Annotated in this window: 23 protein-coding genes, 2 tRNA genes and 1 pseudogene; 18 read left to right on the top strand and 8 right to left on the bottom strand. The window is 72.1% G+C overall.

Translation table 11 applies throughout. The features are described from left to right. Nucleotides 1-15: 15 nt before the first annotated feature. Nucleotides 16-1,062 (bottom strand): S66 peptidase family protein, encoded by a 1,047-nt coding sequence (locus tag KSED_RS11755; protein ID WP_015780300.1) that lies wholly within the window; start codon nucleotides 1,060-1,062, stop codon nucleotides 16-18. 99 nt (nucleotides 1,063-1,161) lie between these two features. Here KSED_RS11755 and KSED_RS11750 point away from each other — a divergent pair, with 99 nt between their 5' ends. From KSED_RS11750 to KSED_RS11715, 8 genes are all read left to right on the top strand, one after another. Further along, nucleotides 1,162-1,887, top strand: a complete 726-nt coding sequence (locus KSED_RS11750) for an iron-dependent transcriptional repressor DtxR (RefSeq protein WP_015780299.1) — start codon at nucleotides 1,162-1,164, stop codon at nucleotides 1,885-1,887. Nucleotides 1,888-1,917: 30 nt separating this feature from the next. Further along, the gene (locus KSED_RS11745) at nucleotides 1,918-3,273 is read left to right on the top strand and encodes a hemolysin family protein (RefSeq protein ID WP_015780298.1); all 1,356 of its coding nucleotides are present in this window, start codon (nucleotides 1,918-1,920) and stop codon (nucleotides 3,271-3,273) included. Then, nucleotides 3,273-4,349 carry a hemolysin family protein gene (locus tag KSED_RS11740; protein WP_015780297.1) on the top strand — a complete coding sequence of 359 codons (1,077 nt, stop codon included), beginning with the start codon at nucleotides 3,273-3,275 and terminating at the stop codon, nucleotides 4,347-4,349. The genes KSED_RS11745 and KSED_RS11740 overlap by 1 nt, the downstream gene beginning before the upstream one ends. Nucleotides 4,350-4,360: 11 nt before the next feature. Further along, a complete protein-coding gene (locus tag KSED_RS13865) occupies nucleotides 4,361-4,750 on the top strand; it encodes a fluoride efflux transporter FluC (protein WP_015780296.1) in 390 nt (129 codons plus the stop codon). Beyond that, on the top strand, nucleotides 4,750-5,181 hold the full coding sequence (locus KSED_RS15695; protein WP_015780295.1) for a fluoride efflux transporter FluC: 432 nt from the start codon (nucleotides 4,750-4,752) through the stop codon (nucleotides 5,179-5,181). The genes KSED_RS13865 and KSED_RS15695 overlap by 1 nt, the downstream gene beginning before the upstream one ends. A 161-nt stretch (nucleotides 5,182-5,342) precedes the next feature. Continuing rightward, complete coding sequence (locus KSED_RS11725) at nucleotides 5,343-6,482, top strand: metallophosphoesterase family protein (RefSeq protein WP_015780294.1); 1,140 nt, start codon at nucleotides 5,343-5,345, stop codon at nucleotides 6,480-6,482. Beyond that, nucleotides 6,479-9,103, top strand: coding sequence for an AAA family ATPase (locus KSED_RS11720; RefSeq protein WP_015780293.1), 2,625 nt, complete (start codon nucleotides 6,479-6,481; stop codon nucleotides 9,101-9,103). The genes KSED_RS11725 and KSED_RS11720 overlap by 4 nt, the downstream gene beginning before the upstream one ends. 154 nt (nucleotides 9,104-9,257) lie before the next feature. Further along, on the top strand, nucleotides 9,258-9,722 hold the full coding sequence (locus KSED_RS11715; protein WP_015780292.1) for an SRPBCC family protein: 465 nt from the start codon (nucleotides 9,258-9,260) through the stop codon (nucleotides 9,720-9,722). A gap of 196 nt (nucleotides 9,723-9,918) precedes the next feature. Here KSED_RS11715 and KSED_RS11710 read toward each other — a convergent pair. Then, nucleotides 9,919-9,993: transfer RNA gene (locus KSED_RS11710), tRNA-Arg, on the bottom strand. Between the two features lie 66 nt (nucleotides 9,994-10,059). On the opposite strand from KSED_RS11710, the gene KSED_RS14725 reads away from it, so the two are divergent. After that, nucleotides 10,060-13,647: a hypothetical protein gene (locus KSED_RS14725; protein ID WP_143827384.1), complete on the top strand. Its 3,588-nt coding sequence runs from the start codon at nucleotides 10,060-10,062 to the stop codon at nucleotides 13,645-13,647. After that, entirely contained in the window at nucleotides 13,644-13,925 is a 282-nt protein-coding gene (locus tag KSED_RS14355) for a hypothetical protein (RefSeq protein ID WP_015780290.1), read from the top strand. The genes KSED_RS14725 and KSED_RS14355 overlap by 4 nt, the downstream gene beginning before the upstream one ends. 131 nt (nucleotides 13,926-14,056) lie before the next feature. Here the strand turns inward: KSED_RS14355 and mscL are convergent, their stop codons facing one another. The 4 genes from mscL to KSED_RS11685 all read right to left on the bottom strand — a co-directional run bounded on the left by mscL (nucleotide 14,057) and on the right by KSED_RS11685 (nucleotide 16,456). After that, entirely contained in the window at nucleotides 14,057-14,434 is a 378-nt protein-coding gene (mscL, locus tag KSED_RS11700) for a large conductance mechanosensitive channel protein MscL (RefSeq protein ID WP_015780289.1), read from the bottom strand. 141 nt (nucleotides 14,435-14,575) lie between these two features. Further along, the gene (locus KSED_RS11695; RefSeq protein WP_015780288.1) at nucleotides 14,576-15,232 is read right to left on the bottom strand and encodes an SAF domain-containing protein; all 657 of its coding nucleotides are present in this window, start codon (nucleotides 15,230-15,232) and stop codon (nucleotides 14,576-14,578) included. A 252-nt stretch (nucleotides 15,233-15,484) separates the two neighbouring features. Beyond that, nucleotides 15,485-15,757 (bottom strand): FmdB family zinc ribbon protein, encoded by a 273-nt coding sequence (locus KSED_RS11690; protein WP_015780287.1) that lies wholly within the window; start codon nucleotides 15,755-15,757, stop codon nucleotides 15,485-15,487. Between the two features lie 102 nt (nucleotides 15,758-15,859). Next, entirely contained in the window at nucleotides 15,860-16,456 is a 597-nt protein-coding gene (locus KSED_RS11685; protein WP_015780286.1) for a 5-formyltetrahydrofolate cyclo-ligase, read from the bottom strand. A 103-nt stretch (nucleotides 16,457-16,559) separates the two neighbouring features. Here KSED_RS11685 and galU point away from each other — a divergent pair, with 103 nt between their 5' ends. From galU to KSED_RS11665, 4 genes are all read left to right on the top strand, one after another. After that, nucleotides 16,560-17,483, top strand: coding sequence for a UTP--glucose-1-phosphate uridylyltransferase GalU (galU, locus tag KSED_RS11680; RefSeq protein WP_041291660.1), 924 nt, complete (start codon nucleotides 16,560-16,562; stop codon nucleotides 17,481-17,483). 69 nt (nucleotides 17,484-17,552) lie between these two features. Further along, the gene (locus tag KSED_RS11675) at nucleotides 17,553-18,176 is read left to right on the top strand and encodes a GNAT family N-acetyltransferase (RefSeq protein WP_015780284.1); all 624 of its coding nucleotides are present in this window, start codon (nucleotides 17,553-17,555) and stop codon (nucleotides 18,174-18,176) included. A 73-nt stretch (nucleotides 18,177-18,249) separates the two neighbouring features. Beyond that, the gene (locus tag KSED_RS14960; protein WP_015780283.1) at nucleotides 18,250-19,014 is read left to right on the top strand and encodes a hypothetical protein; all 765 of its coding nucleotides are present in this window, start codon (nucleotides 18,250-18,252) and stop codon (nucleotides 19,012-19,014) included. Between the two features lie 62 nt (nucleotides 19,015-19,076). After that, nucleotides 19,077-19,149, top strand: a tRNA-Ala gene (locus KSED_RS11665). Between the two features lie 799 nt (nucleotides 19,150-19,948). Here the strand turns inward: KSED_RS11665 and KSED_RS15795 are convergent. Beyond that, nucleotides 19,949-20,716: pseudogene (locus KSED_RS15795) on the bottom strand (recombinase family protein); the annotation flags it as partial. A 116-nt stretch (nucleotides 20,717-20,832) separates the two neighbouring features. Here KSED_RS15795 and KSED_RS11655 point away from each other — a divergent pair. Further along, entirely contained in the window at nucleotides 20,833-22,185 is a 1,353-nt protein-coding gene (locus KSED_RS11655; protein ID WP_015780041.1) for an ISL3 family transposase, read from the top strand. 47 nt (nucleotides 22,186-22,232) lie between these two features. Here KSED_RS11655 and KSED_RS11650 read toward each other — a convergent pair whose 3' ends face one another. Then, complete coding sequence (locus KSED_RS11650) at nucleotides 22,233-22,682, bottom strand: MarR family winged helix-turn-helix transcriptional regulator (RefSeq protein WP_015780282.1); 450 nt, start codon at nucleotides 22,680-22,682, stop codon at nucleotides 22,233-22,235. Between the two features lie 87 nt (nucleotides 22,683-22,769). Here KSED_RS11650 and KSED_RS11645 point away from each other — a divergent pair, with 87 nt between their 5' ends. Genes KSED_RS11645 through KSED_RS11635 form a run of 3 tightly spaced genes read left to right on the top strand, consistent with a single transcriptional unit; the run spans nucleotide 22,770 to nucleotide 24,188 of the window. Beyond that, nucleotides 22,770-23,405, top strand: a complete 636-nt coding sequence (locus tag KSED_RS11645) for an NAD(P)-dependent oxidoreductase (protein ID WP_015780281.1) — start codon at nucleotides 22,770-22,772, stop codon at nucleotides 23,403-23,405. Between the two features lie 28 nt (nucleotides 23,406-23,433). Then, nucleotides 23,434-23,784 carry a hypothetical protein gene (locus KSED_RS11640; RefSeq protein ID WP_015780280.1) on the top strand — a complete coding sequence of 117 codons (351 nt, stop codon included), beginning with the start codon at nucleotides 23,434-23,436 and terminating at the stop codon, nucleotides 23,782-23,784. 20 nt (nucleotides 23,785-23,804) lie between these two features. Continuing rightward, nucleotides 23,805-24,188, top strand: a complete 384-nt coding sequence (locus KSED_RS11635) for a Bax inhibitor 1 family protein (RefSeq protein ID WP_115306714.1) — start codon at nucleotides 23,805-23,807, stop codon at nucleotides 24,186-24,188. Nucleotides 24,189-24,407: the final 219 nt, after the last annotated feature.

The following is a 24,407-nucleotide window of genomic DNA, read 5'->3' as shown; positions in this document are numbered from 1 at the left end:
TCGGATCCGTGCCCTTCAGGCGTAGTCGGCCCAGACCCGCTGCTCCTCGCCGTCGATCGTCATCCGGCCGCCGAAGGGCAGGATCCAGTGCGGCCGGGTGTGGCCGAAGGGCACGCCCGAGACGACGACGGCCCGGTCGTTGTGCCGCGTGACGACCTCGCAGACCGCCTCCGTGAGCTGCCCGCGATGGGCGGCGCGCTCCTCGGCCGAGGGCACGTGCTCGTGGTTCGAGGTGGCCGGGCGGGCCAGCACCACGGCCTCGACGGCCTCGAGCAGCCCCCGCTGGGCCAGCGCCTCGAGGTTCCGGGCGACCGCGTGCGGTGGGGGCACCTCCTCGCTGGTCTCCACCAGCAGCACGCCGCCGGCCAGGTCCTCGGCGGTGACGGTCAGCCGCCCGGCCAGGGCCACCCAGGCCAGGACCTCGATGTTGCCGCCCCAGGTGGGACCGGTCACCACGCGGCGCGGCCCGGACCAGACCCACGCCGGGGCCGGCTCGCGCTCCCCGAACTGCGTCAGCGCCTCCGGGGAGGCCCAGTCCGGCCCGAAGTCCTCGGACTCGCCGGGCTCGGTGACCTCCAGGCGCTCGCCGGTGAGCAGGGCCGCCCGCAGCGATGCGGAGTGCACGGCATCGACGGCGGGGCCGGCCCCGAGGTGCACCTGGGTGGAGCCGCCGTGGAAGGCCGCGACGCCGGCGGCGTGCAGCCAGGCCAGGAGGTTGGTGTTGTCGCTGTACCCGAGGAAGGGCTTGGGGTCGGCACGGGCCACCTCGGGGTCCAGGTGGCCGACCACCCGCACCTGGTCGTCCCCACCCACCGTGGACAGCACGGCACGGATCGACGGGTCGGCGAAGGCGGCCATCAGGTCGGCGGCGCGGTCACGCGAGTCGGCGCCGAGCCGACGCGTCGTCGGGTACTCCACCGGCACCAGGCCGGTGAGCTCGGTGAGGCGCTCCATCGCCCGCTCGTGGACGGCGGGCCAGACGGCCGGCGCCGCGAAGGAGGGGGAGAGGACGGCGACCCGGTCGCCGGGGCGGGCCTTGGGAGGGTGCAGCAGAGAGGTCATGCCCGACCGTACCCCCGATGGGGTGAGGGTCGCCTAACCCCCTGGCCGCCGGACCCCGTACACTGGCGCCTCCGCACGTGCCACGGAAGGCAGGCCCAGGTGAGTGACCTCATCGACACCACCGAGATGTACCTCAAGACCATCTACGAGCTCGACGAAGAGGGCATCCCGGCGCTGCGCGCGCGCATCGCCGAGCGACTGGGCCACTCGGGCCCGACGGTCTCGCAGACGATCGCCCGCATGGAGCGCGACGGGCTGGTCACCCTCGGCGAGGACCGCCACCTCACGCTGACCGGCGAGGGGCGCCAGCTGGCCACCCGCATCGAGCGCAAGCACCGGCTGGCCGAGCGCCTGCTGGTCGACGTCATCGGCCTGGAGTGGGAGTACGTCCACGACGAGGCCTGCCGCTGGGAGCACGTCATGAGCGACCGGGTGGAGCGCAAGATCTTGGCCCTGCTGGAGAACTCCGAGGAATCCCCCTACGGCAACCCGATCCCCGGGCTCGAGGAGCTCGGCGGGGTGCAGGGCAAGACCTTCCGCGACGGCGTGGAGTCCCTCGTGGACGTCGTCCGCGACGGGCACGACGCCGTGTTCGTCCGCCGCATCGGCGAGCCCGTGCAGGTCGACGGGGAGGCGCTCGCGCTGCTCACCGAGGCCGGCGTGCTGCCCGGCGAGCGCATCGAGGTGAGCTCCCAGTCCGACGACCGCATCGTCGCCCGGGGCCTGGGCGAGAACGCCTCCGGCGGGGTCTCCCTGCCGCGCGAGATCGCCTCCCACGTCTTCGTGAGCCGCGTTGACGTCCGAAGTCCGCAAGACACCAAGTAATCCCGCACAGAAGCCGGAGTAGAACCCCTCGTGTTAATCGCCCTCGGCGTTCTCACAGTCCTTGTCCTCACAGCCTTCACCGGCTTCTTCGTGGCGCAGGAATTCGCCTACGTCTCCGTGGACCGCACCGAGTTGAGAACTCGTGCCGAGGGGGGTGACAAGAAGGCACAGCGGGCCTACGACCTCACGAGCCGGCTGTCCTTCCTGCTCTCCGGTGCCCAGTTCGGCATCACGGTGACCACCCTGCTGGTCGGCTACGCGGCCGAGCCCCTCATCGGAGCCGGTCTGCGCGAGCTGGTCGGTGCGGAGAACGCCTCCCGCGCCGCCACGGCCATCGCCATCTCCGTGGGTGTGCTGCTCTTCTCCACCATCGTGCAGATGGTGCTGGGTGAGCTCGGCCCGAAGAACCTGTCCATCGCCCGAGCGGTGCCCGTGGCCCGCGCGATCGCCGCCCCCACCGAGGCCTACCTGAAGGTGGCTGGCCCCATCGTGCGGTTCTTCGACAACTCCTCCACTTGGCTGCTGCGCAAGGTGGGCATCGAGCCGGTGGAGGAGCTCTCCTCCGGTGCGACGCCGGAGGACCTGCAACGCATCATCGACCAGTCCCACGCCAGCGGCCTGCTGGACGACGAGCTGCAGGACCTGCTCGACCGCGGCCTGGCCTTCCGCCACCGCACGGTCGGCGAGGTGATGACCCCGCGCGTGGACGTGGAGACCATCAGCGCCGACGCGTCGGTGGCTGAGCTCGTGGAGATGCTGGCCACCGGGCACAGCCGCTACCCGGTGTACGGCCGCGACATCGACGACATCGTGGGTGTCGTGAGCATCTCCGACGTGCTCGGGGTGCCGCTGGAGGAGCGCGCGTCGACCTCCGTGAACAAGATCGTGGACGAGCCGGTGCTGCTGCCGACCTCGCTGGGCGTCACCAAGGCCCTGGAGGAGATGCGCAGCCGCCACCGTCAGATCGCCGTGGTCGTGGACGAGCACGGTGGCTTCGCCGGCGTGGTCTCGTTCGAGGACATCGCGGAGGAGGTCGTCGGGGACATCCTCGACGAGGACGACGAGGAGGAGTCGCCGGCCACCGAGCGTGCCGACGGCACCTGGCTGCTGCCGGCCAACCTGCGACTGGACGAGGTGCGCAAGTTCACCTCCATCTCCCTGCCGGAGAGCGAGGACTACGACACCCTCTCCGGGTTGGTGCTCAAGACGCTGGGCCGCGTGACCGAGGTGGGTGACGTCGCCGAGCTGAGCTGGGTCGTCCGCGACGCGGACGGCGCCCCGTTGCGGGCGCGCACCTCCCTGGAGGTGGTGTCCGTGGAGAGACACGTGCCCGATGAGGTGGTGCTCGCACCGGTGACGGTCGACGACGTGGAGGAGGTCTCCTGATGGGCGACATCGAGAAGCTGCTGATCTCCGTCCTGCTGTTGGCCCTCAACGGGTTCTTCGTGGCTGCCGAGTTCGGCATCATGGCCGCCAAGCGGCACCGTCTGGAGGACCGCGCCGAGCAGGGTGGCCGGGCTGCCCGCGCCGCCGTGGCCTCGAGCAAGGAACTGTCCCTGATGCTGGCCGCGAGCCAGCTCGGCATCACGCTGGCGACGCTGGGCCTGGGTGCCATGGCCGAGCCCGCCATCGCGCACCTGCTGGAGCCGGTGCTGCACGCGCTGAGCGTCCCCACGGCCCTGACCCACCCCATCGCGCTGGTGATCGCGCTGAGCCTGGTCACCTTCCTGCACATGGTGGTCGGTGAGATGGCGCCGAAGTCCTGGGCGATCGCCCACCCGGAGACGGCGGCGATCGCGATCGCCCTACCCTTCCGGGCCTTCGCGATGATCACCAAGCCGTTCATCTGGCTGCTCAACGAGTTCACGAACATCCTGTTGAAGCTGTTCAGTGTGGAGGCCGTGGACACCATCGAGGAGGAGCACGGTCCGGCCGAGCTCCAGCGCCTGATGTCCACCTCGCAGGAGGCCGGGTCGCTGCCCGACGAGGACGCCCGCCTGCTGGCCGGCGCGTTCCGCCTGGAGAACCAGGACCTCTCGCACATCACCCGCCCGGTGCAGGAGCTCGTCACCATCGACGTGGACGCGACGGCCGCGGACGTGGAGCGGATGAGCAAGGAGACCGGGCGCTCGCGGCTGATCGTGACGCACGGCCAGCGCTACGTGGGCCTGGTCCACGTGCGCGATGCGGTGACGGCCCTGTCGACGGGCAAGAACCCCGGGGTGGTGGAGCTGCGCCAGCAGATACCCACCCTGCGCCAGGACGTGCCGCTGATCGACGCCGCGGCGCTGATGCGGCAGCACCGCGCGCAGCTGGCGATGGTCGCCGACCCGGCCGGTCGCAAGATCGGCATGGTGGCGATGGAGGACATCCTCGAGCAGATCCTCGGCCAGTTCGACGACGAGACCGACGAGCTGGTGAAGGTGGCCGGTTCCGGTCGACGCCTGCGTCGCCGCGGCTGAGCGAGTCTGTCGTGCACGGGTGGCGCCCCTGGGTCCTGGTCGGGCTCGGGGGCGCCGTCGGTTCGGTGGCCCGGGTGCTGCTCTCCGAGGCGTGGGGCACCGAGGCCGGGGTGCTGGCCGTGAACCTGGTGGGCGCCTTCCTGCTGGGCGTGGCCGATGCGGTGTGGCGCGGCCGTCGGCCGCTCACTTTGGCCTTCTGGGGAACGGGCGTGCTGGGCGGGTTCACCACGGTCAGCGCGTGGGCGGTGCTGATGGCCGGCTCGTGGGCGTGGTTCTGGGGCGGGCCGGCGCTGCTCGGGGCGGGCGTGCTGCTGGCGGCCCTGGGCCTGCACGCGGGGGCCGTGCTGCGTGGTCGTGACGGGGGCCCGGTGGGGGACGGCGACGCCGTGGGTGCGCGGTGATGCTGGCGCCGGTGGTGGTGCTGTGGGTGGCCGTGGGTGGGGCGCTGGGGGCGGTGTTGCGCCACGCGGCCGACGGTGCGGCGCAGCGGTGGTCGCCGCGCGTGGCGGAGCTGGGGGTGCTGGGGGTGAACCTGGTGGCCAGCGCGGTGCTGGGATTCCTGGCGGGTGGGGAGGTGCTGCTGGGGAGCGTCCCGGGTGAGGGGCCGATGGCGCCGACGCTCACCGCATCGAGGATCCTGGGGGTGGACTGGTGGTTGCTGGGGGCCGGGCTCGCGGGGGCGCTGAGCACCTTCTCGACGGCCGTGGTGCAGGTGGCGCGGCGGGTGCGGGCCGGGGAGTGGGGGACGGCGCTGGCGCTGGCGGGGGTGACCTGGGTGGTCTGCGCGGGCGCGGCGCGGCTGGGGGCGGAGCTCGGCGTGGTCCTGGCCTGAGCGCTGCGCCGGGCCCGCTCCGCCGCCCCGGACTCGCACCGTCGCGCCACAGCATGGTGGAGTGGCGACAGCGCGGTGGGCCGGCGCCTCCCCGTGGCCGGCGGGGCACGCCTGTGGGTGGCCGGGGAGATGTTGTCGGAGGCAGGCCCTACGGTGCCCGCATGAAGTTCTTGCAGACCAGTGACTGGCAGTGGGGCATGACCCGGCACTGGCTCGACGCCGACGACCAGGCCCGTTTCACCCAGGCCCGGAACGATGCGGTGGTGCGGGCGGGGCGGGTGGCACAGGAGCACGACTGCGCGTTCATGGTGGTGGCCGGGGACGTGTTCGACTCCAACCACCTGCGGCCACAGACCGTGCGGCGGGCGATGGAGGCCCTGCGGCAGGTGCCGGTTCCGGTATACCTGCTGCCCGGCAACCACGACGCGCTCAATGTCGCCGCCGTGTACGACTCCCCGGCCTTCACCGGGGTGGGGCTCGAGCACGTGCACGTGCTGCGCTCGAGCGAGCCGGTGGAGGTGGCCCCGGGGGTGGAGCTGGTGGCGGTCCCGCTGACCACGAACCAGCCCGACCATGACGTGGTGGCGGCGGTGCTCGACGACCTGGAGCCCCCGGCACCGGGGGTGCGCCGGGTGCTGGTGGCGCACGGGCAGCTGCTCGAGCTCGACCCGGGGCGGCGCGTTTCGGCGTTGGATGGGGACCGCATCCGACAAGCGCTGGACGAGGGCCTGGTCGACTGGGTGGCCCTGGGCGACCGGCACTCCCGCTGGGCGGACCCCAGCGGCCGCATCCACTACTCCGGGGCGGTGGAGGTCACCGACTTCCGTGACGAGGTCCCCGGGGACGTGCTGGTGGTGGACCTGGGCGAGGAGGGCCGGGCGCCGGCGGCCGAGCCGGTGCACGTCGGCACCTGGCGGATGCTGGGGGTGACCGAGGAGGTCAACTCCGCCGAGGACGTGGCGCGCCTGCGCGAGCAGTGGGAGGCGATCGAGGACAAGTCGTCGGTCCTCATCCGCCACGCGCTGACGGGCACGTTGTCGCTGACCGACGACGCGGCACTGCAGGAGCTGCTCGAGTGGGCGGGTGACACGTTCGCGGCAGCGTTCGCCTGGGAGCGGCACACCGACGTGGTGGTGGTGCCGGATGACGCCGAGCTGTCCGACATCGGGATCGGCGGGTACGTGGCGCAGGCGGCCGCGGACCTCAAGGAACAGACGGAGTCCGGTGGGGAGGGTGCAGCGGCCGCGTCGGACGCCCTGCGCCTGCTCTACCGGTACGCGACGGCAGGGGAGCGAGCATGAGGATCCACGCGCTGGAGGTCAAGGACTTCCGCGGCATCGACCACTACCGCCTGGAGGTGCCCGAGGCGGGGGTGCTGGTGGTCGAGGGGCCGAACGAGGCCGGCAAGAGCACGCTGGTCCGGGCCCTGGACATGCTGCTCACGGAGAAGGCCACGGCCAAGAAGCAGTACGTCAAGGACACCCAGCCGATCGGTCGCGACGAGGGCCCGACCGTCACGGCCGAGCTGACCGTGGGTGGGCAGCGGTTCACCTACGCCAAGCAGTGGGTGAAGGGGCCGCGCACGGAGTTCCGGCCGCACGGTCCGGGGCAGCCGCTGACGGGTGACGATGCGCACAACCACGTGGTCGCCCTGCTGGACGAGCACGGGGACGAGACCCTGCGCAAGGCCCTGCAGCTGCTGCAGGAGGGCCCGCTCGTGGTCGACGGGCTGGGGGAATCGCGCCGGCTGACCGCTGCGCTCGACGCGGTGGCCGGGGGAGACACCGGGAAGGACCTCGACCAGGCGGCCAGCCTGGTGGAGCGGGTCGAGTCCGATGCGGGGGTCTACTGGACGGCGGGTGGCCGGGAGTCCGGTGAGCTGAAGCGGCTGCGCGGGGAGCACGAGGCAGCCGTGCAGGCCGAGGAACAGGCTCGGGCCGTCGTGGAGGCGCTGGAGGGGGATGTGCGCCGGGTGGCCGCGTTGGGCGATGCGGAGGAGCGTGCCGCCGAGGCGGTGACTGCCGCGGCCGCCCGCCGGGCTGAGGCCGAGGAGGCGTGGGCGTCCACGGAGGCCGAGCGGGCTGCGGCGGCCACCGCGCAGGAGGCGCTGGTGACGGCGCGCCGGGACCACGAGCGCGCCGTGGCGGACCAGGTCGCACGTCAGGCACTGCTGGCCGAGGCGGCGGAGGCGGCCGAGGCGGAAGCCGTCGCGGAGGAGGCTCGGGAGGCAGCGCTGGAGCCGCAGCAGGCCGCCGAGGAGTCCGTGGCGCAGGTGGTGGCCCGGCGGGAGGAGGCCGAGCAGGCCGAGGCCGAAGCACGTGCGGCCTCCCGGACGGCGGAGGACCAGGTGGCGCTCGCGCGTGCTGCCGCGGAGCTGACCACGCTGCAGCGTGCGGTGGAGCGCCTCGACGCGCTGCGCGAGCGGCAGCGGGCGATCCGTGCCCTGCTCGAGGGGGACGTCGTCGACGACGACGCGCTCGCCCGCATCACGACCGCCCAGGACGCCCTGCGGACCGCGACCGCCCGGCGCGACGCGGCCAGTCCCCGGCTGCGGGTGGCCGGTGATGCCTCGGTGCCGGTGGTGCTCGACGGGCGGGAGCTGCCCGCTGACGAGCGGCCCTGGGAGGCTCCGATGGGGGCGGCCACCCTGCTGGAGGTGGCGGGTGTGGAGGTGCACGTCCTGCCGCCGCGGGGCGCGGACGACTCCGAGGTCGAGGCAGCCCGCAGGGCGTTGTCCGAGGCCCTGTCCGAGGTGGGGGCCCAGGACGTGGCCCATGCCCACCGGTTGCACGCGGCGGTGCAGCGGGCAGCGGCCGACCGGGATGCGGTGGATGCCGAGCTGGAGACGGCCCTGGAGGGTCGCTCCGTGGAGGACTGGCGGGCCGATGCCGCCGACGCTCGGGTGCGGGTCGAGCAGGCCGACGGGGAGGCACCGTCCGTGACGGATGCCCAGGCGGCCGCCCTCACGGCGCGGGAGGCCCTGGAGGCAGCGCGCGAGGCCGCCGAGGCGGTGCGCGTGGAGGAGGGGGCGGCTCGGGAGACGGCCGCGACGCGGCGGGCTGCGCTCGACCGCGCGGAGGTGCAGCGCGACGCCGCGGCCGCGGCCGTGGCCCGGGTGCAGGACCGCGTGGCGGCCGCGCGGGAGCTCGTCACGGACGACGCGGCGCGGGCCGCGGTGGAGAGCACCCGCCACGCAGTTGCTGATGCCGAGCACCAGGTGGCCGACCGGCAGGAGGCGCTCGCCGCCGCGGGTTCGGTCTCCGAGGAGGACCTGCAGTCGGTGCGGGTGGCGGCCGAGCGGGCCGAGGACCGGCACCGCCGGGCTCGTGACGAGCACCTGCGGGCCGAGGCGATGTTGGCCCAGGTGGGCCAGGAAGGTCGCGCAGAGGACCTCGATGCGGCTCGCACCCACCTCGAGCAGGTCACCGAGGCCTTCACCCGGGTGCAGGCGCGGGCGGAGGCCCTGAAGCTGCTGCTCACCACGCTGCGGAACCGCCGGGCGGAGGCCCAGGCCAGTTACGTGCAGCCCTTCCGGGAGGCGCTCGAGGAGCTGGGGTCCGTGCTCCACCCGGAGGGCTTCGCGGTGGAGGTGGCGCCGGACCTGTCGATCGTCTCGCGGTCGGTGGGAGGTCGGCCGGTTCCGTTGGAGGGCCTGTCGACCGGTGCGCGGGAGCAGCTCTCGGTGCTGTCGCGCCTGGCCGTCGCGAAGGTGGTCGACGCCGACGAGGGCATGCCGGTGGTGCTCGACGACGCCCTGGGCTGGTCCGACCCGGACCGGTTGCGGCGCATGGCCCGCGCCCTGGAGCGGGCGGGTGCGGACGCCCAGGTGCTGGTCCTGACGTGCACGCCGGGCCGGTACGACGCCATCGCGGGCGCGACCGTCCGCACCGTGGAGGACCTGCGGGCGGCGGCTGTGGGCTGAGCCCCGGGGAGCTCATGGCCTCGGAGGGCCTCGCTGCCCATGGTGCCCGGTCGCCGGCCAGCAGCCCAACCGTTAACGTGGAGGGCAGTTCCCACGACCCGTGGGGCCGGGCCGTGGTGAGCCACCGGCCCGGACGAACACCCAGGAGGTGCTCATGAACGACAAGCCCACCAGCATCAGCGCAGAGCGCGAGATCCCGGCCTCGACCGAGGCGATCTTCGAGGTCCTGTCGCTGCCCGAGAACCACGTGAAGCTCGACGGCTCCGGTTTCGTCCGGTCCGTGGACCACGGCGACCGCATCAGCGACGTCGGCCAGGTGTTCACCATGAACATGGAGGGTGAGCACATGGGCGGCGAGTACCAGGTGGACAACCACGTCACCGGGTACGCCAAGAACCAGCGTCTGGCCTGGAAGACCGCCCCGGCCGGCACCGAGCCGCCCGGCTGGGAGTGGGTCTGGACCCTCGAGTCCCAGGGCCCCGATTCCACGCTGGTCTCGGTGACCTACGACTGGAGCGAGGTCACCGACGAGGCCCTGTTGCAGAACATCGGCTTCCCGCTGGTCCCCAAGGAGGGTCTCGAGGACAGCCTCGAGAAGCTCGCCGCCGAGGTCGACTGACTCCAGCGGCGCCGCTCGGCCACCCGCTGAGCGCGTGATGCAGGAGAGTCACGGGCCCCGTCACCCCTGAGGTGGCGGGGCCCTGGCGTGTGCCCCGCCGCGCGGGACTCACTCCACCGTGCTGTGGCGCGGTGGGGCAGTCTTGGCGCGGCGGGGAGCGCGGGGGCGCGGTGGCGGGAACCGGCCCCGGCGCAGGTGGTGCCCCCGGCAGGATTCGAACCTGCGACACCTTCTTTAGGAGAGAAGTGCTCTTCCCCTGAGCTACGAGGGCGTGCGCCCGAACGGTGCCGGGCGCGGTGGCACAGTCTACGACCGCCGGGCCAACTACCCTGCTGGGGTGAGCACCGTGCCCCAGCCCCACACACCCATCGGCCGCACCACCGCCTCCGCCTGGTCGGCGGCCCTCGCGGACGCCGGTGGGCGCAACAGCCTGATCTGGGGTACCCGGCCCGGGCTCGCACTGGACCTGGTGGCCGCCCACCCCGGCGGGGTGGCCAAGCTGCTCTCCGGCCAGCCGGTCCTCCTCAGCGACCTCGTGCGCGCCCCCGGGCCGCGGGAACGCGCCTTGGGCGTGGTCACCGCCATCGCGGACCGGGCGCAGGAGATGGAGGAGGACTGGGGGCTCACCACCTGCTTCGTCACCTCCGGTCTGGCCACCTGGGACGTCCCCGGCACGCAGGCCCCCTCCGCGCCGGTGGTGCTCCGCCCGGCGCGGGTGAGCTTCACGGACAGCTCCCGCACGGAGGCCGAGATCGCCCTCACCGGCGTGCCGGAGGTCAACCCGGCCCTCCTGCGCTTCCTGCGCGTCTCGCACGGGGTGGACCTCGACTCGGTGGTGCTGGCCGAGATGGTCGACCGCCTACACGCCCGCACCGACGAGCCCCTGCTGCGCCACCTGGAGATGCTCTGCCGTGCGGTGCCGGGCTTCGCGGTCCGCTCCGGACAGCACCTGGCCAGCACGACCTACTCCAAGGACGCCGGCATCGCGGACCTCGCCGAGGTGGCCGCAGACCCTTCCCGCGCGCTGGGTCTGCTGGCCTCGGCCGCCGCCGGTCGCAGCTCGGGCGCCGTCGCCCCGCACCTGCCCCAGGTGGCCGGTGTCACCCGCAACGTCGTCTGCCCGCTGGACTCGATGGGGTTGCGCGTGGTCGACCTGGTGGCCGCCGGTCAGGACGTGCTCGTCGAGGCCCGCCCCGGCACCGGTCGCACCAGCCTCCGCTCCGCGCTGGTGGCCGATGCGGTCGCCCGCGAGCAGGCGGTGCTGCTCGCCGCGCCGGACGAGTCGATCCGCCGCCAGGTGGGCGCCGTCATCGACAACTGGGTGGGTCCGGAGGTGCCGGCCGCGTGGGACGTCGCTCGTACGCGCCAGGAGCAGGGTGAGCAGCACGCGGCGCTGATGGCGGCACTGGACAGGGTCATCGCCGGCCTGACCCTGCCCCGGCGGACGGCCGACCCATCGCGGGAGGCCCTCGACGCAGCCCTGACCGCGCACCGTGACCACAGCGCGATGCTGCACGACAAGCGACACCCCTGGGGCGTGAGCGTGCACGACCTGCACCAGCGCCTGGCAGCCCTGGCCGGCCTCCCCCATCCGCCCTCGATCGTGGTGCCCCTCGAGGACGAGGTGGTGCAGCGCGTGTCAGTGGCCGACCTGCCGGCCGTGCAGCAGGACATCGTGGACCTCGCCGCCCGCGGGGCGTGGGAGGTGCGCAGCCAGGAGGACCCGTGGTTCGGCGTGCACGCCGAGGACGAGGAGGACGCCGGCCGCCTGCTCGCCGTGGCCGAGCGCCTGGGCGGAGGCGTGCTCCAACGCACCCGGGAGGAGCTGGCGCCGATCGCCCGGGCGCTGGATGTGCCCGAGGTGACGAGCCTCACCGAGGGGCAGCGTCTGCTGCGGCTGGCCCGCGCGGTCCGCCTGGCCATGCGCCGTTTCGGTGCCGACGTGTTCGACCAGGACCTGGACGTCTGGGCGGCGGCGCACGGCCGCCACTCGCCGGTCTCCGTCGGGTCGCTGCAGGCGGGGCGCATCCGCACCCGCGTGCGCAAGCACCTGCAGGCACGGGGCACCGAGCCGGAGGAGGGCGTGGCGGAGGCCGTCGCCCAGGCCGCGGCCACCTGGCACCGGCTGGCCGGGTGGCCGGGCCGGGACGCCGCCGCCACCGTGGAGCCCGTGGGCACCGAGCTGACCGAGGTGGCCGAGCGCTTCGAGACCGTCTCGACCGACGTGGTGTGGTTCCAGCAGCACCTCTCCGGCGGCCCGGGTGACGACCTGCTCGCCGCCGACCTCGCGTCCCTGCAGACCCGCATGGAGCGCCTGGCTGCGCGTCCTGACCGTGCCGCGCTGCTCCCGGAGGTCTCCCCCCGATGGCGTGAGCTCACCGGCCGCGGCTTCGGCGCCGTGCTGCGGGAGCTCGCCCGCCGGTCGGTCCCCGTGGAGCGGGTGGGTGCCGAGGTGGAGCACGTCTGGGTGCGCGCGGTGCTGGAGCTGATCGGCCGGTCGGAGCCGGCTCTCGCGCAGTTCGACCGCGAGGCGGCCCTGGCCTCGGTGGCCGAGCTCGACCGGGCGGTCACCGCATCGCACACCGCGGCGCGGGAGGCGGTGGCCGAGACGGTCCACCGTGCCCGCGCGACCATCGGCCGCACCCGCCGCGCGGCGGCGCTGCTGGAGGCCGCGCGTCGCGACGGACCGTGGAGCATGGCCGAGTGGTGGCGTCGCGCCCCGGACGTGATGCGGGCGCTGACACCCGTGGTGCTGGCCTCGCCGTGGACGGTGGCCGACGCCCTGCCGCCCACCGCCCGCCTGGACCTGGGGCTGGTGGACGACCTCACGAGCCTGGCCCCGGCCCGGGTCGCGGGGGTGCTGGGCCGCGTGCAGGCGTTCGTGGGCTTCGGCGACCCCGAGACCCCGGAGGTCACCGAGCCCGAGCCGAGCACCCCGGGCCGCCCGGTGGGCACCGTGCCGGGGGAGTCAGCGTGGACCGTGCTGTCGCGCCGCGTCCCGCAGCTGGGCCTGACCACTTCCTGGCGGCACCTCTCGGCGGACCTCGAGCCGCCGGTGCCCGGCCGCACCCCGTTGGCCGCCGTGCCGGGGCTGGCGCCGTCGGCCCGCCACCGTCAGGTGGTGGAGCAGGAGGCCGTGCCGCAGGTGGTGTGGGACCTGGTGCGTTCGGCGCTGGCGCGCCCGTCGGGCACCCAGTCGGTGCTCGTCACGCCCCCCACCGAGGCCGAGGCGGTCTGGTGGCGCCACCGTCTGGCGCAGCACCTCACCGGCGACCACTACTCGCCGGGTGTGCGGGGCAACGTGGTGGTGCGTTCTTGGCGCCGCGCCCGCCGCACGACGGCCGACGTGGTGATCGTTTTGGCCGACGGCCACGGTGACCTGCTGGGCGATGCCGTGGCGCAGCCGGGCAGCCTGCCTGCCGTGCTGCCGGTGCTTCGCCGCGCGCGACGCTCCATGAAGCTGGTGGTCACGCGCGCCTCCGACCAGGAGCTGCGTGCGGCCCGGTCCGTGCCGGACAGCGCCGGCGGACTGCTGACGCGCTGGTTCGACGCGCCGCCGGTGGCCGACAAGGCGGTGGGGGAGGACGCGCTGCCGCCGCTGCACGCCCGCTTCGCACGGCGGCTGCGCGCCGAGGGCCTGGTGGTCCGTCCGGTGCACCACCCGCTGCTGGGGTGGATGCTGCACCTGGCGCCCGGGCCGCGGCGACCGGAGATCACGACGGTGGTCTTCGACGAGCCGATCAGTGCCGAGGGCCTGGAGGTCGACGCCCACGTGCGCGTGTGGCCCGAGCAGCTGCGTCGCGCCGGGTGGCTGGTGGAGCCGGTCTCCAGCCTCGACCTGCACCGCGACCTGGGCCGCGAGGCGATGCGGGTGCGCAACAGCGTGCTGCGCGCTGCGGCGCAGCAGGCGGGCCGTCGGACGTGACCCGGCGCCCCCGGCGGGTGGTCGCCCCGCCCACCTCCGATGCGGCGGACCCCACCTGGGAGGACTCGACCCCGACCCTCGATGAGGGGGGCGTCCCCCCGGCGCGCAAGCGCCCCGCATCGAGGACGGGGGTCGATGGGGAGCGCGGCCCCGAGCGAGCAGGGCCGTCCCAGTCGGCTGCGGGTGCCGAGCGGTCGTCCCCTCGGGTGGTCAGTGAGCGTCCGCTGGGCGCCGAGGACCGCCGGTGGCTGGAGGACCGCCCGCCGCACTGGGGTTGACCTGGGCCGGCGCCGGCCACAGCAACGGTTCACGCCCGGCACGCGACGACGCCGCAGTGCCCTCTTCGGGTCACTGCGGCGTCGGCTCGGTGCGCGGCACCGGGTGGTTGGGGATCACCGACCCGGGTGGATCACAGACCGCGGTTGGTCTTCAGCAGGTCGCGGATCTCGGCCAGCACCTCGGAGTCGGTCTGGGCGGCCAAGACGCCACGACGCTCGTTGAACTTGTTCATCGGCATGACGAAGGCGTAGTACACGACGGCGGCGGTGATCAGGAAGGTGATCAGCGCGGTGAGGATGGCGCCGAAGTCCATGAAGGTCGCCGGGTTGCCCTCGCGCAGGTGGAAGCCGAGACCGGCGGCGTCGGCGCCACCGATGGCGGCGAGGATCGGGTCGATCAGGTTCTCGACGACCTTGTTGACCACGGCGGCGAAGGCGCTGCCGATGACCACGGCGACGGCCAGCTCGACGACGTTGCCGCGCATGATGAAGTCCTTGAAGCCCTGCATGGTGGTTCTCCTAGTGTGAGGGGGGCGACCCCTCCTGCGGGGGGTCAAACGCCGTAACCTTACTGCCCGCCGGCCCGTCAGGTCGCGGATTCGCGTGCGTCGTGCATCACGTCCTCGAGCCCGCGCTCGACCCCTGTCTGCTCACTCCTGTGGGGACCGCACCAGCGAGACGGCCACCGCCCCCTCCTGGCTGCCGGTCTGCACCCCGGCCGATGCGACCGCATCGGACTGTGCGGGAGTGAGTTCCAGCCACAGGCCGCCCAGGGAGTCCACCGCATCGGGGTCGATGGGCGCGGTGGAGCGCACGGTGGCCCGGTCGGCGAGGGTCTCCCCGGTGGTGCGGTCGACCAAGCGCACCGTGCTCCCGGGGTGGGCGGCAGCGAGCACCGGCGGGTCGAGCACGGGCAGGAAGATCAGCTCCCGGCCCCCGGGGATCTGCTCGCCGGCGGGCAGGACGCTGCGGGGTGTGACCGGGTCGCCGGGAGCCAGGGGGATGGTCACGGTGCGGCCCGTCAGCTCCTCCACGGAACCGGCGTCCCAGGCCGCGGCACCCTCGGGCAGCTCGATCGTGCGCAGGTGCTCGGCGGTGAGGGTGGTGCCGGGGGCGATCTCGGCATCCGCGACGAGCACTTCCGTGGTGACCGGCGGTGCAGGTGCAGCGGCCTGGACCCCGGCGCCTACGGCCAGGGCGCCGCACAGGACGGCGGCCACGCGGCGCCATCGACGCACCCGGTGGGCGGGGGCGCGGTCGGTCGGGCTGGGGGTGCGCTCTCGGGTGCGCCGGCGGAAGGGGTTCATGGGTCCTCCTGGTGGTCTCAGGAGGGATCCTGCTGCGGGCGTCTGCGGCAGAGAACCGCCTGGGGACGCCCCCTGTGGACGGGCGGTCGGCGGCCCGGGACGGACCACAGCCCGGGCCCCCGTGGACGCCCCGCCGCGCTGCCGTCCAGCCGCCCCAGGGCTTCTTCACCGCCCCAGACCCACTCCGCCGCGCGGGGTGTGCTTGGCCGTGCTGTGGCGCGGTGGAGTGGGTCTGGCGCGGTGCGGGTGGGCTCAGTCGCTGCTGGAGCTGCTCGACGAACCGGAGCCCGAACTGCTGGAGCTGCTCGACGAACCGGAGTCCGACCCGCCGGAGCCACCGGACCCGCCGACGCGGCTGTCGGTGCGGTAGAAGCCACCGCCCTTGAAGGTCACCCCGACCGAGCCGTAGACCTTCCGCAGGCGCCCCTCGCACTTGGGACAGGTGGTGAGGGCGTCGTCGGTGATCTTCTGCGAGATGTCGAACGCGTTGTCGCACGCGGTGCAGGCGTAGGAGTAGGTGGGCATGGGGGCAGATCGTAATCCGTCGAGCAGGGCCGCCCTGCGGCATCCGTCGGGCGGGACCGCCCACGCCCACGGCGGGTTCAACCACCCGCCAACGCCCGCGCCTCAGAACCAGGTCACGCCCGAGGGTCGCAGCACCCCGTCCACCGGCAGGTCGTGCGGCTCGCTGGGCAGCGAGGGCACCAGCTCCGCATCGTGCAGCACGGTCACCACCTTCACCCCCTCACGCCGCCGGGGGAGCGCACGGTCGTAGCAGCCACCCCCCTGGCCCAGCCGCACCCCGCGCTGGTCCACAGCCAGTCCCGGGGTCAGCACGAGGTCGGCCCCGGCGATGCCGTCCAGGCCCAGCGGGGGGCCCAGGTCCAGGTCCTCCTCGCCCACCACGTCGCCCTCGGGACAGGCGCGCACCTCGGCCCAGTCCAGCGCCAACGAGGGCAGGGTGAGGGGCACCAGGACGCGCACCCCCGCATCGAGCAGGGCCCGGGTGAGGTGGGCGGTCGGCGGCTCGACGTCCCAGGCCGCGAACAGCGTGACCGTGCACGCCCCGCTCTCGCGTACGAGCTGCACACCGTGGGCGGCCAGCGACTCGCCGTCGATGCGGTGTCGCCCGGCAGCGCGCCATTCGCGGCGCGCTGCACGCACCACCCGCCGCGCCTCCTTCTTGTCGTCGGGCAGGTCCAGACCTCCGATGGGGGTGCTCATGCCCCGCAGTATGGCGCGGCCCGGGGTGGTGGTCGGGACAGGTGGCCGGATGCGTGCAGCGGTGTGGGGAGCGGTTGTCGGCGGCTTCCCCTACGGTGAGCCCATGAACACGCGACGTCCGGTCCGCAAGGCAGTGATCCCCGTGGCTGGGTTGGGAACTCGTTTCCTGCCCGCCACCAAGGCCATCCCCAAGGAGATGCTGCCGGTGGTGGACAAGCCCGCTATCCAGTACGTGATGGAGGAGGCCGTGCGCGCGGGGGTGGAGAACGTGGTGATGGTCACCGGGCGCAACAAGGGTGCGCTGGAGGACCACTTCGACCGTCACTGGGAGCTGGAGAAGGCCCTGGAGAAGAAGGGCGACGACCTGCGCCTGCGTCGAGTGCAGAAGTCCAACGAGATGGGGGCCCCGCACTTCGTGCGCCAGGGGGAGCCCAAGGGGTTGGGCCACGCCGTGCTGTGCGGGCGGCCGCACGTGGGGGACGAGCCGTTCGCTGTGTTGCTGGGTGATGACCTCATCGGTGCGCAGGACCACCTGTTGGAGCAGATGATCGCGGTGCAGTCCGAGCGGGGCGGGTCGGTCGTGGCGCTGATGGAGGTGCCGGCCGACCAGGTGAACCTGTACGGCTGTGCGGCCACTGAGGGCGAGCCGGACGCTGATGGGGTGGTGCGGATCACGGGGTTGGTGGAGAAGCCCGACCCGGCGGATGCGCCCAGCAACCTGGCGATCATCGGGCGGTACGTGTTGGACCCGAGCATCTTCGACGTGCTGGAACAGACCCCTCCGGGGCGGGGTGGGGAGATCCAGTTGACCGATGCGTTGGAGGAGCTGGCCACTGCCTCGGAGGAGTCCGGTGGTGGTGTGTGGGGTGTGGTCTTCCGGGGCAACCGCTATGACACCGGTGACCGGTTGGACTACCTGAAGGCCGTGGTGCGTCTGGGGCGCGCGCACGGTGAGTTCGGCCAGGAGTTCGACGGTTGGCTGCGCGAGTACGTCCAGGAGCTGGGCCAGCCCGGCCGGGACGCCTGAGGCGAGGGCCGCGGCGCCCGCACCGCGGCGCTCGGGCCTCGCGGTCGGGCTGCTGACAGGCTGGGCACCGTGAAACCTGCACTGGAGTGGCCTGTCACCCTCGAGGGCCTGACCGCCGCCGGCGACCCGGTGCGTCTGCGTCCGCTGCTGCGGTCGGACTGGCGCGCCTACCAGCAGTTGCGCCGGGACAACCTGGACCACCTGCGCGAGGGCACCGCCGACGACCCCGACGCCCCCGGGATGGGGGCCATCCCCCCGGTGCGCACGGCCTACCACCGCTTCGTCCGCTCCGTGCCGCGGCAGGCCGCTGTTGGCGCCGCGGTGCACTGGGGCATCGAGCACCGGGGGCGGCTCGCCGGTGAGATGGCGCTGGGTGACGTGCGATGGGGTGGTCAGCGCACCGCATCGGCGGGCTACTGGGTGGACCGTCAGGTGACCGGGCGGGGTGTGGGGCGTACGGCGTTGGCGCTGGCGATCGACCACGCGCTGGCGGCGGGTCTTCACCGGGTGGAGGTTGCGGTGGCCGTGCACAACGAGGCCTCGCTGGCGATGGTGGCCGCGTTGGGCCTGCGCGAGGAGGGCGTCCGGGTGGGGGCCACCTTCATCGACGGTCAGTGGTGTGATCACCGCGTGTTCGCGGTGACCGCGCCCGAGTGGGACGCCGCGCGCGCCCGTCTGGGCCATCGTTATTGAATGTTCACCTGGCAGGCGTTTCCGGGGGTGTGTCCTCAGGTGAATCACAGCGTTGTGTTTCTAGACTGCGGCCATGCCGCCCAGCCTCCTTGTCCTCGTGCTCGTCGTCCTCGTCTGGGTCGGGTTCGGGGTGCAGTGGTGGTGGAAGCGGCGTGACCACGTGGCCACGGTGAAGTCCATGGACGCCTTCCTGGACGCGATGGAGGCGCTGGAGCACTCGGTGCGAATGCCCAACCCGCGCTCGGAGCTCGACCACCGCCCTGCCCAGCAGGTCTCTCCCACCGCGGCCATGGAGCCGACGGTCACGGTCAAGCCCCGGCGCGATGAGGCGGACGTCGCCCGCGCGCACGCCCGAGAGGCCGAACGCCGGGCCCGCGCCGGGCAGTCGGCAGACCTTTTCAGCCTGGGCTCGATGCGGGAGCAGCTGGCCGACAAGTCCGTCCGGGCGGGGCTGCTGATCGCCAGCGCCCTGGGCCTCCTGGTGAGCTTCGGGGGTGCCCTGGTGGGTGCGCTCAGCTGGTTCTGGGTGGCCTTCTTCGTGCTGGCCGTGGCGGCGAACGTGGCGTGGTCGCGCAAGTGCGCCGAGATGCAGGTGCGGGGCAGCGGGCTGCGGATCACCGGGGTGCGTCGTGGTGCGCAGGAGGCCCCGGCGGCCGGGCGCTCGGCCACCGGCCGTTCCCGCGCCCAGCGCCCGGGGCGCGCCTCGACCCCCGCCCGGGCGGAGCTCGCGCGGCGGGGTGGCGCACGGACCAGCCGCCCGGTTCCGGCACGTGGTACGCGCCGCGCGGCACCCAAGGGCGCCAAGCCCACGTCCAAGCGCCCGGCCGTGCGACGCTGAGGTCGATCGGGCCAGCGGTTGGTCGCTCGGCGGGTTGGTTGCTATAGTCGGCGCTCGCACACGGGGCTATGGCGCAGTTGGTAGCGCGTCTCGTTCGCAATGAGAAGGTCAGGGGTTCGAATCCCCTTAGCTCCACGTAAAGTTGAACGTTCGAACCTTGCCCCGCTTGATCGCGGGGCAAGGTTCTTTCGTTGTGTGGCCCGGGGGTGGCGTCGAGGATCGTCGCGATCGTCTGGGCTGGTTCGAGGGCGGCTTGGTCCTCGTCATCGATAGTGATGCGGTCGAACAGTGCCCGGTTGAGCATCCGCCGTTCGGCGGGTTCGGCCTTCGCGTACACGTCGCCGATGTCGGTGAGCAGGCCGAGGATCGCGTCGAGCCCGACCTTCGCGTTGTCGTAGGTCGTCGCCAGGGTGTCGAGCCGGCCGGTGATCGCGTGGAGGCTGGCGCGGATGCGGTCTTGTTCAGTTTTGAGCAGGTCGATGGGGATCGCGTCGGCGTAGTGGGCTTGGAGGAGCTTGACCTGTTCGGCTTCGAGCTTGATCTTCTGTCCTTCGAGGAGGGTCCGTTCATCGCTGGTGGATTCGGCGAGGGTGTCGAACACCTGCCCGAGGACGGCCTGGATCTGTCCAGCCTCCTCCTCGGTGACGGAGACGTGTTGGTAGCGGGTCTCGATGCTCTGCTCGACGCGGTGGACGAGGGCGGCGGTGCGCTGGCAGTCGTTGCGCTTGAACCGGCGGCCGGTGCAGGTGAAGTAGTCGTAGGCGACGCCCTGGTGGTTGCGGGGCCGTTCGAACATGAGCTTCTTCCCGCAGCCGCAGTAGATCGAGCCTTTGAGGTAGTGGTCGTACTTCTGCGGCTTGTCGCCGGTGACGTGGTTCTGCTGGAGGATCGTCTGCACCTGCTCGAACGTCTCCGGGGTCACGAGTGGCTGATGGGTGCCGGGGTAGGTGACCTCGCGGAACGTGACGATGCCCTGGTAGTAGGGGTTCGTGAGGATCTTGTGCAGCCCCGTGGTCGTGACCGGCTTCGCGGGGAACGTCGGCGTGGGCCGGGTGACAAGGCCGCGGGTCTCCAGCTCCCGGGCGAGCTTCGATACGGACCAGTCGCCGGTGGCGTAGGCGGTGAACGCGAACCGGATCAGGTCGGCCCGGTCGGGATCGAGTTGCACGTCGCGCACCTCGTGCCCGTTCGCATCGGTGAGGCTGACGTTGAGGTAGCCGATGGGCGCCTTGTGCGGGGTGCCGCCGATGGACGCTTTCTGCACGAGCCCCTTGGTGACCTCTTGGGCGAGGTTCAGGGAGTAGAACTCCGCGATCGAGGCCATGATGCCGTGCATGAGCATCCCGGAGGGGCTCTCGTCGATGTTCTCCATGACAGACACGAGGGTGACCCCGGCTTGGCGGAGGGTGGCGTGGATGATCGCGTCATCGAGCCGGTTTCGGGCGATCCGGTCGACCTTGTTGATGATGCAGTATCGGACGGGATGCTCGGCGAGGTAGTCCAGCATCTCCTGGAGGGCTTTGCGGCGGGCGGTCTTGTCGGACTCGCCGGGCTCGATGAACTCTGCGACGATGACCGCACCGAGCTGGTCGGCCTTGCGCTGTGCGGCCTCGCGCTGCGCGGGGATGGACAGGCCTTCTTCGAGGCCGTTGCGGGTGGCTTGGTCTTTGGTGGAGACCCGCAGGTAGGAGATCGCCGGCACTTTCCCGGCTCTTCCCAATCCAGGGTGGGTCGCGGGGCGGCGCGTCGGTCCTGGGGTAGGCGTCGAGGTCTCCACATGATGGGAGTTCTCACACTCCCCACCTGGAAGACCTCGACATGCCTGACGGTACCTGCACCACGCCTGATCTGACGACGTTCTGCCGCCTCGACGGCCTCGGGTTGGAGGTGACCGGGCAACGCCTCGAGCCGGACCGGGCGGTGCTGGCCTGCCGGGTCGTCGATGATGACCGGTGGTGCCGGCGGTGTGGCTGTGAGGGGACCGTGCACGACGTGGTCACGCGACGCCTGGCACACGAGCCGTTCGGGTGGCGACCCACGACGTTGCTGGTCGCGGTCCGCCGGTACCGGTGCACCGGCTGCGCGCGGATGTGGCGGCAGGACACCACTGCGGCGGCGGAGCCGAGGGCCAAGATCTCCCGCGGTGGGCTGCGCTGGGCGTTGCTCGCGCTGGTCGTGCAGCACCTGACCATCGCTCGGGTCGCCGAGGCGTTGGCGGTGGCGTGGGACACCGCCAACGACGCCGTCCTGGCCGAGGGCCGGCGCGTCCTGATCGGTGACCCGGCCCGGTTCGAGGGGGTGAAGGTGGTCGGGGTCGACGAGCACGTGTGGCGGCACACGCGCAAGGGCGAGAAGTACGTCACCGTGATCATCGACCTCACCCCGATCCGAGACGACACCGGCCCCGCCCGGTTGCTGGACATGGTCGAAGGCCGGTCCAAGGCCGCGTTCAAGACCTGGCTCGCCGAGCGGCCACAGGCGTGGCGTGACGCCGTGGAGGTGGTCGCGATGGATGGGTTTCCCCCGGCTGCGCCGCTGACGCGGAGTATCGCAGCGGGCGGTGCCCCCACCGGCTTCAAGACCGCAGCCGCCGAAGAGCTCCCGTGCGCCCTCGCGGTGATGGACCCCTTCCACGTCGTGCGCCTCGCCGGGGACGCCCTGGACTCCTGCCGCCGCCGGGTCCAACAAGACCTCCACGGCCACCGCGGCCTCAAGAACGACCCGCTCTACCGGGCCCGGCGCACCCTACACACCGGAGAGGACCTGCTCACCGACCGCCAACGAGAACGACTCATCGTCCTGTTCACCAACCCCGACCACGTCGAGGTCGAGGCCACGTGGGGCATCCTGCAACGGATGATCGCCGCCTACCGACACCCCGACCGGGCAACCGCCCGCGCGGCGATGACCGCCGTCATCGACGCCCTCCGCGACGGCGTGCCCGCGGCCCTCGTCGAGCTCCGTCGCCTCGGCCGGACCCTGAACCAGCGCGCCGCCGACGTCCTGGCCTACTTCGAGCGGCCCGGTACCTCCAACGGACCCACCGAAGCCCTCAACGGCCGCCTCGAACACCTACGCGGCTCCGCCCTCGGCTTCCGCAACCTCACCAACTACATCGCCCGCAGCCTGCTCGAGACAGGCGGCTTCCGAACCCACCCTGGATTGGGATGAGCCACCAACCTCGTGGACGGGTTCGGAGCCTGCAATGACGGACGCGATCAATTCCGAAGGGAGCCATCCTGGGCATATAGATCGCTGACCGCGTCCAGGTACCGCGCGACGACTTCGAGTTCGCTCGCGCTGAACTTCTTACTCAATCCGTCGAACGCCTGATCCGCACGGCCATAGAAGGTCCTGAGCGGTTCAATGGCCCCGGGAACGAGTTCCAGCAATGTCCTGCGCCGATCGGTGGGGTCTGGCGTGCGCTTGATGTATCCGGCGGCTTCGAGTCGGTCGACGAGCTTGGTGACGCTGCTCGCGGGCATGCCCGTGGTGGTGCTGATCTGTCGCGGGGTGCGGACGTCATCGCGGAGCACCATCAGATGCAGGGTCTGGAGATCGGTCACCTGCAGGCCGTGTGCGCGGGCGACGTGGTCGTTGTCGAGGATCGCGTGCACCAGGTGCCGCTGCATCGCTGCGCGCACCTGCGCCACCGGCTCATCTGCCATCAGTCTCTACTCCATCCCAGACTCTGTTGCTTCCTATCAGGTACTATACCGGATGTGTACTAGTTTGCTGTGGGCAGAAGGAGAGCTGTGAAGATCTTGGTACCGGGTGCGACGGGCACCGTCGGCGGGCACGTTGTGGAGCAGGCGCTCGGGCGGGGCCATGAGGTGGTCGCGATCGCCCGCAACCCGGCGGCCCTGGAGGTCGAGCATCCTCGCTTGGCGAAGGCGAAGGCAGACATCCTCGACGCGGAGACGATCGAACCCCTCCTGGCGGGCGTCGATGCGGTGGTGAGCACAGTGGGAATCGGAGCATCGAAGACGCCGACGACGCTGTACTCGGCGGGAACCAAGAACCTCGTCGCGGCCATGCGGGCTCACGGGGTCGAGCGCCTCGTGGTGATCTCCTCCGAGGTCGCGGAGCATTGGGCGCATCAGGGTCCGTTGAAGTTGTGGATCGTGCTGCCACTGCTGCAACGGTTCTTGGGTGCGACGTATGACGACATGCGCCGCATGGATGTCGTGCTCTGGGAGAGCGATCTGCAGTGGACTGCGATCCGCGCCCCGCGCATCCAGCCCGCCATCGCGAAAGGCCGCTATCGACTGAGCAAGAACGGGCCGCTCAGGCGCGGGTGGGCGATCACCGCACCCGACATGGCGACCGCGCTGCTGGACATCGCCGAGCGCGACGACTTCGGCCGTTCGCACGTCTACGTCGCCAACTGACCCGCACTACCGGAAGGAAGAAGGAGCCGTGGAGACTCTTCGTGGAATCGTGATCGTCCTGCATCTGGCAGGGTTCGCGTTGCTATTCGGCGCGTGGGCTGTGGAGGCTCTGAGCCGACGTGACAGGATGGCCCCGCTGATGCACTGGGGTATGGCGGTGGCGCTCGCGTCAGGGCTTGCTCTTGCTGCGCCGTGGGGACTCAGCGGCGACCCGAACTACATGAAGATCGGCATCAAGCTGATCGTGCTGCTGATCATCGGCGCACTGCTCGGCATCGGCGCGGCCCGGCAACGCCGAGACAAGCCGGATCCGGCCCCGTTATTCTGGTCGGTCGGCTTGTTGGCCCTCGCGAACGCCACGATCGCGGTCCTCGTGTGACAGGTATCGCCGTTCCCGTCATGAGAGGCCCGTCTGCCACCCGGGTCTTGTGGGCGGCGCTGGCGTTGCTCGTCGTGCTGCATCTGGGTGCTCTCGCTGGGATCGGCTGGGCGGCGATGCCCGCTGTGACGGCCGGGGAGCCGCGCGAGGTCACTTTCGCTCCGTGGATCCTCGGAGGGGCGGGGGTCGTTGCTGCTGTGTGGTTGATGCGACGTGCGCCCCATCGGCTGGTATGGATTCTCGCCGTCGCCGCATTCGAGGGGGTGTTCCTCGGCGGGCTGGCGACGTACTTCGAGGGCCTCTTCCCCGGCGTCGTGATGCAGGTGGCGTTCGCTATCCTCTCGCCAGCCGCCGCCGCGCTGGCGATGATGGCGATCCCTAGGTGTTGCGGGGCAGGACGTTGATGACGATGCCGCGGCGCGCGCAAAGGATGTGCAGTGTTGAGGGAGCGTCGGTAGGGTGAGGAGCATGGCGTGCCCTGAATCAGACACTCAGGGGGCTTTCGGTCACACCGTCAGCCCCCCAGACCTCCTGAGTCCTTAACCCGCCGCCTGCGCCTGTGCGCTGAGCGGGCTCTTGGGCAGCTCCCTGGGCGCTGGCCGTGGTGACGAGACGTTTCCCTC

The organism is Kytococcus sedentarius DSM 20547 (assembly GCF_000023925.1).
Taxonomy (GTDB): Bacteria; Actinomycetota; Actinomycetes; order Actinomycetales; family Dermatophilaceae; genus Kytococcus; species Kytococcus sedentarius.
Note: the sequence above shows the minus strand (reverse complement) of the source record. Positions and strands in the feature narration are given on the sequence as shown.

Coding starts and splice junctions, on each gene's coding strand:
- KSED_RS11755 (WP_015780300.1), bottom strand. CDS start 1,062: ATGACCTCTCTGCTGCACCCTCCCAAGGCCCGCCCCGGCGACCGGGTC.
- KSED_RS11740 (WP_015780297.1), top strand. CDS start 3,273: ATGGGCGACATCGAGAAGCTGCTGATCTCCGTCCTGCTGTTGGCCCTC.
- KSED_RS15695 (WP_015780295.1), top strand. CDS start 4,750: ATGCTGGCGCCGGTGGTGGTGCTGTGGGTGGCCGTGGGTGGGGCGCTG.
- KSED_RS11725 (WP_015780294.1), top strand. CDS start 5,343: ATGAAGTTCTTGCAGACCAGTGACTGGCAGTGGGGCATGACCCGGCAC.
- KSED_RS11720 (WP_015780293.1), top strand. CDS start 6,479: ATGAGGATCCACGCGCTGGAGGTCAAGGACTTCCGCGGCATCGACCAC.
- KSED_RS11715 (WP_015780292.1), top strand. CDS start 9,258: ATGAACGACAAGCCCACCAGCATCAGCGCAGAGCGCGAGATCCCGGCC.
- mscL (WP_015780289.1), bottom strand. CDS start 14,434: ATGCAGGGCTTCAAGGACTTCATCATGCGCGGCAACGTCGTCGAGCTG.
- KSED_RS11695 (WP_015780288.1), bottom strand. CDS start 15,232: ATGAACCCCTTCCGCCGGCGCACCCGAGAGCGCACCCCCAGCCCGACC.
- KSED_RS11690 (WP_015780287.1), bottom strand. CDS start 15,757: ATGCCCACCTACTCCTACGCCTGCACCGCGTGCGACAACGCGTTCGAC.
- KSED_RS11685 (WP_015780286.1), bottom strand. CDS start 16,456: ATGAGCACCCCCATCGGAGGTCTGGACCTGCCCGACGACAAGAAGGAG.
- galU (WP_041291660.1), top strand. CDS start 16,560: ATGAACACGCGACGTCCGGTCCGCAAGGCAGTGATCCCCGTGGCTGGG.
- KSED_RS14960 (WP_015780283.1), top strand. CDS start 18,250: ATGCCGCCCAGCCTCCTTGTCCTCGTGCTCGTCGTCCTCGTCTGGGTC.
- KSED_RS11655 (WP_015780041.1), top strand. CDS start 20,833: ATGCCTGACGGTACCTGCACCACGCCTGATCTGACGACGTTCTGCCGC.
- KSED_RS11650 (WP_015780282.1), bottom strand. CDS start 22,682: ATGGCAGATGAGCCGGTGGCGCAGGTGCGCGCAGCGATGCAGCGGCAC.
- KSED_RS11635 (WP_115306714.1), top strand. CDS start 23,805: ATGAGAGGCCCGTCTGCCACCCGGGTCTTGTGGGCGGCGCTGGCGTTG.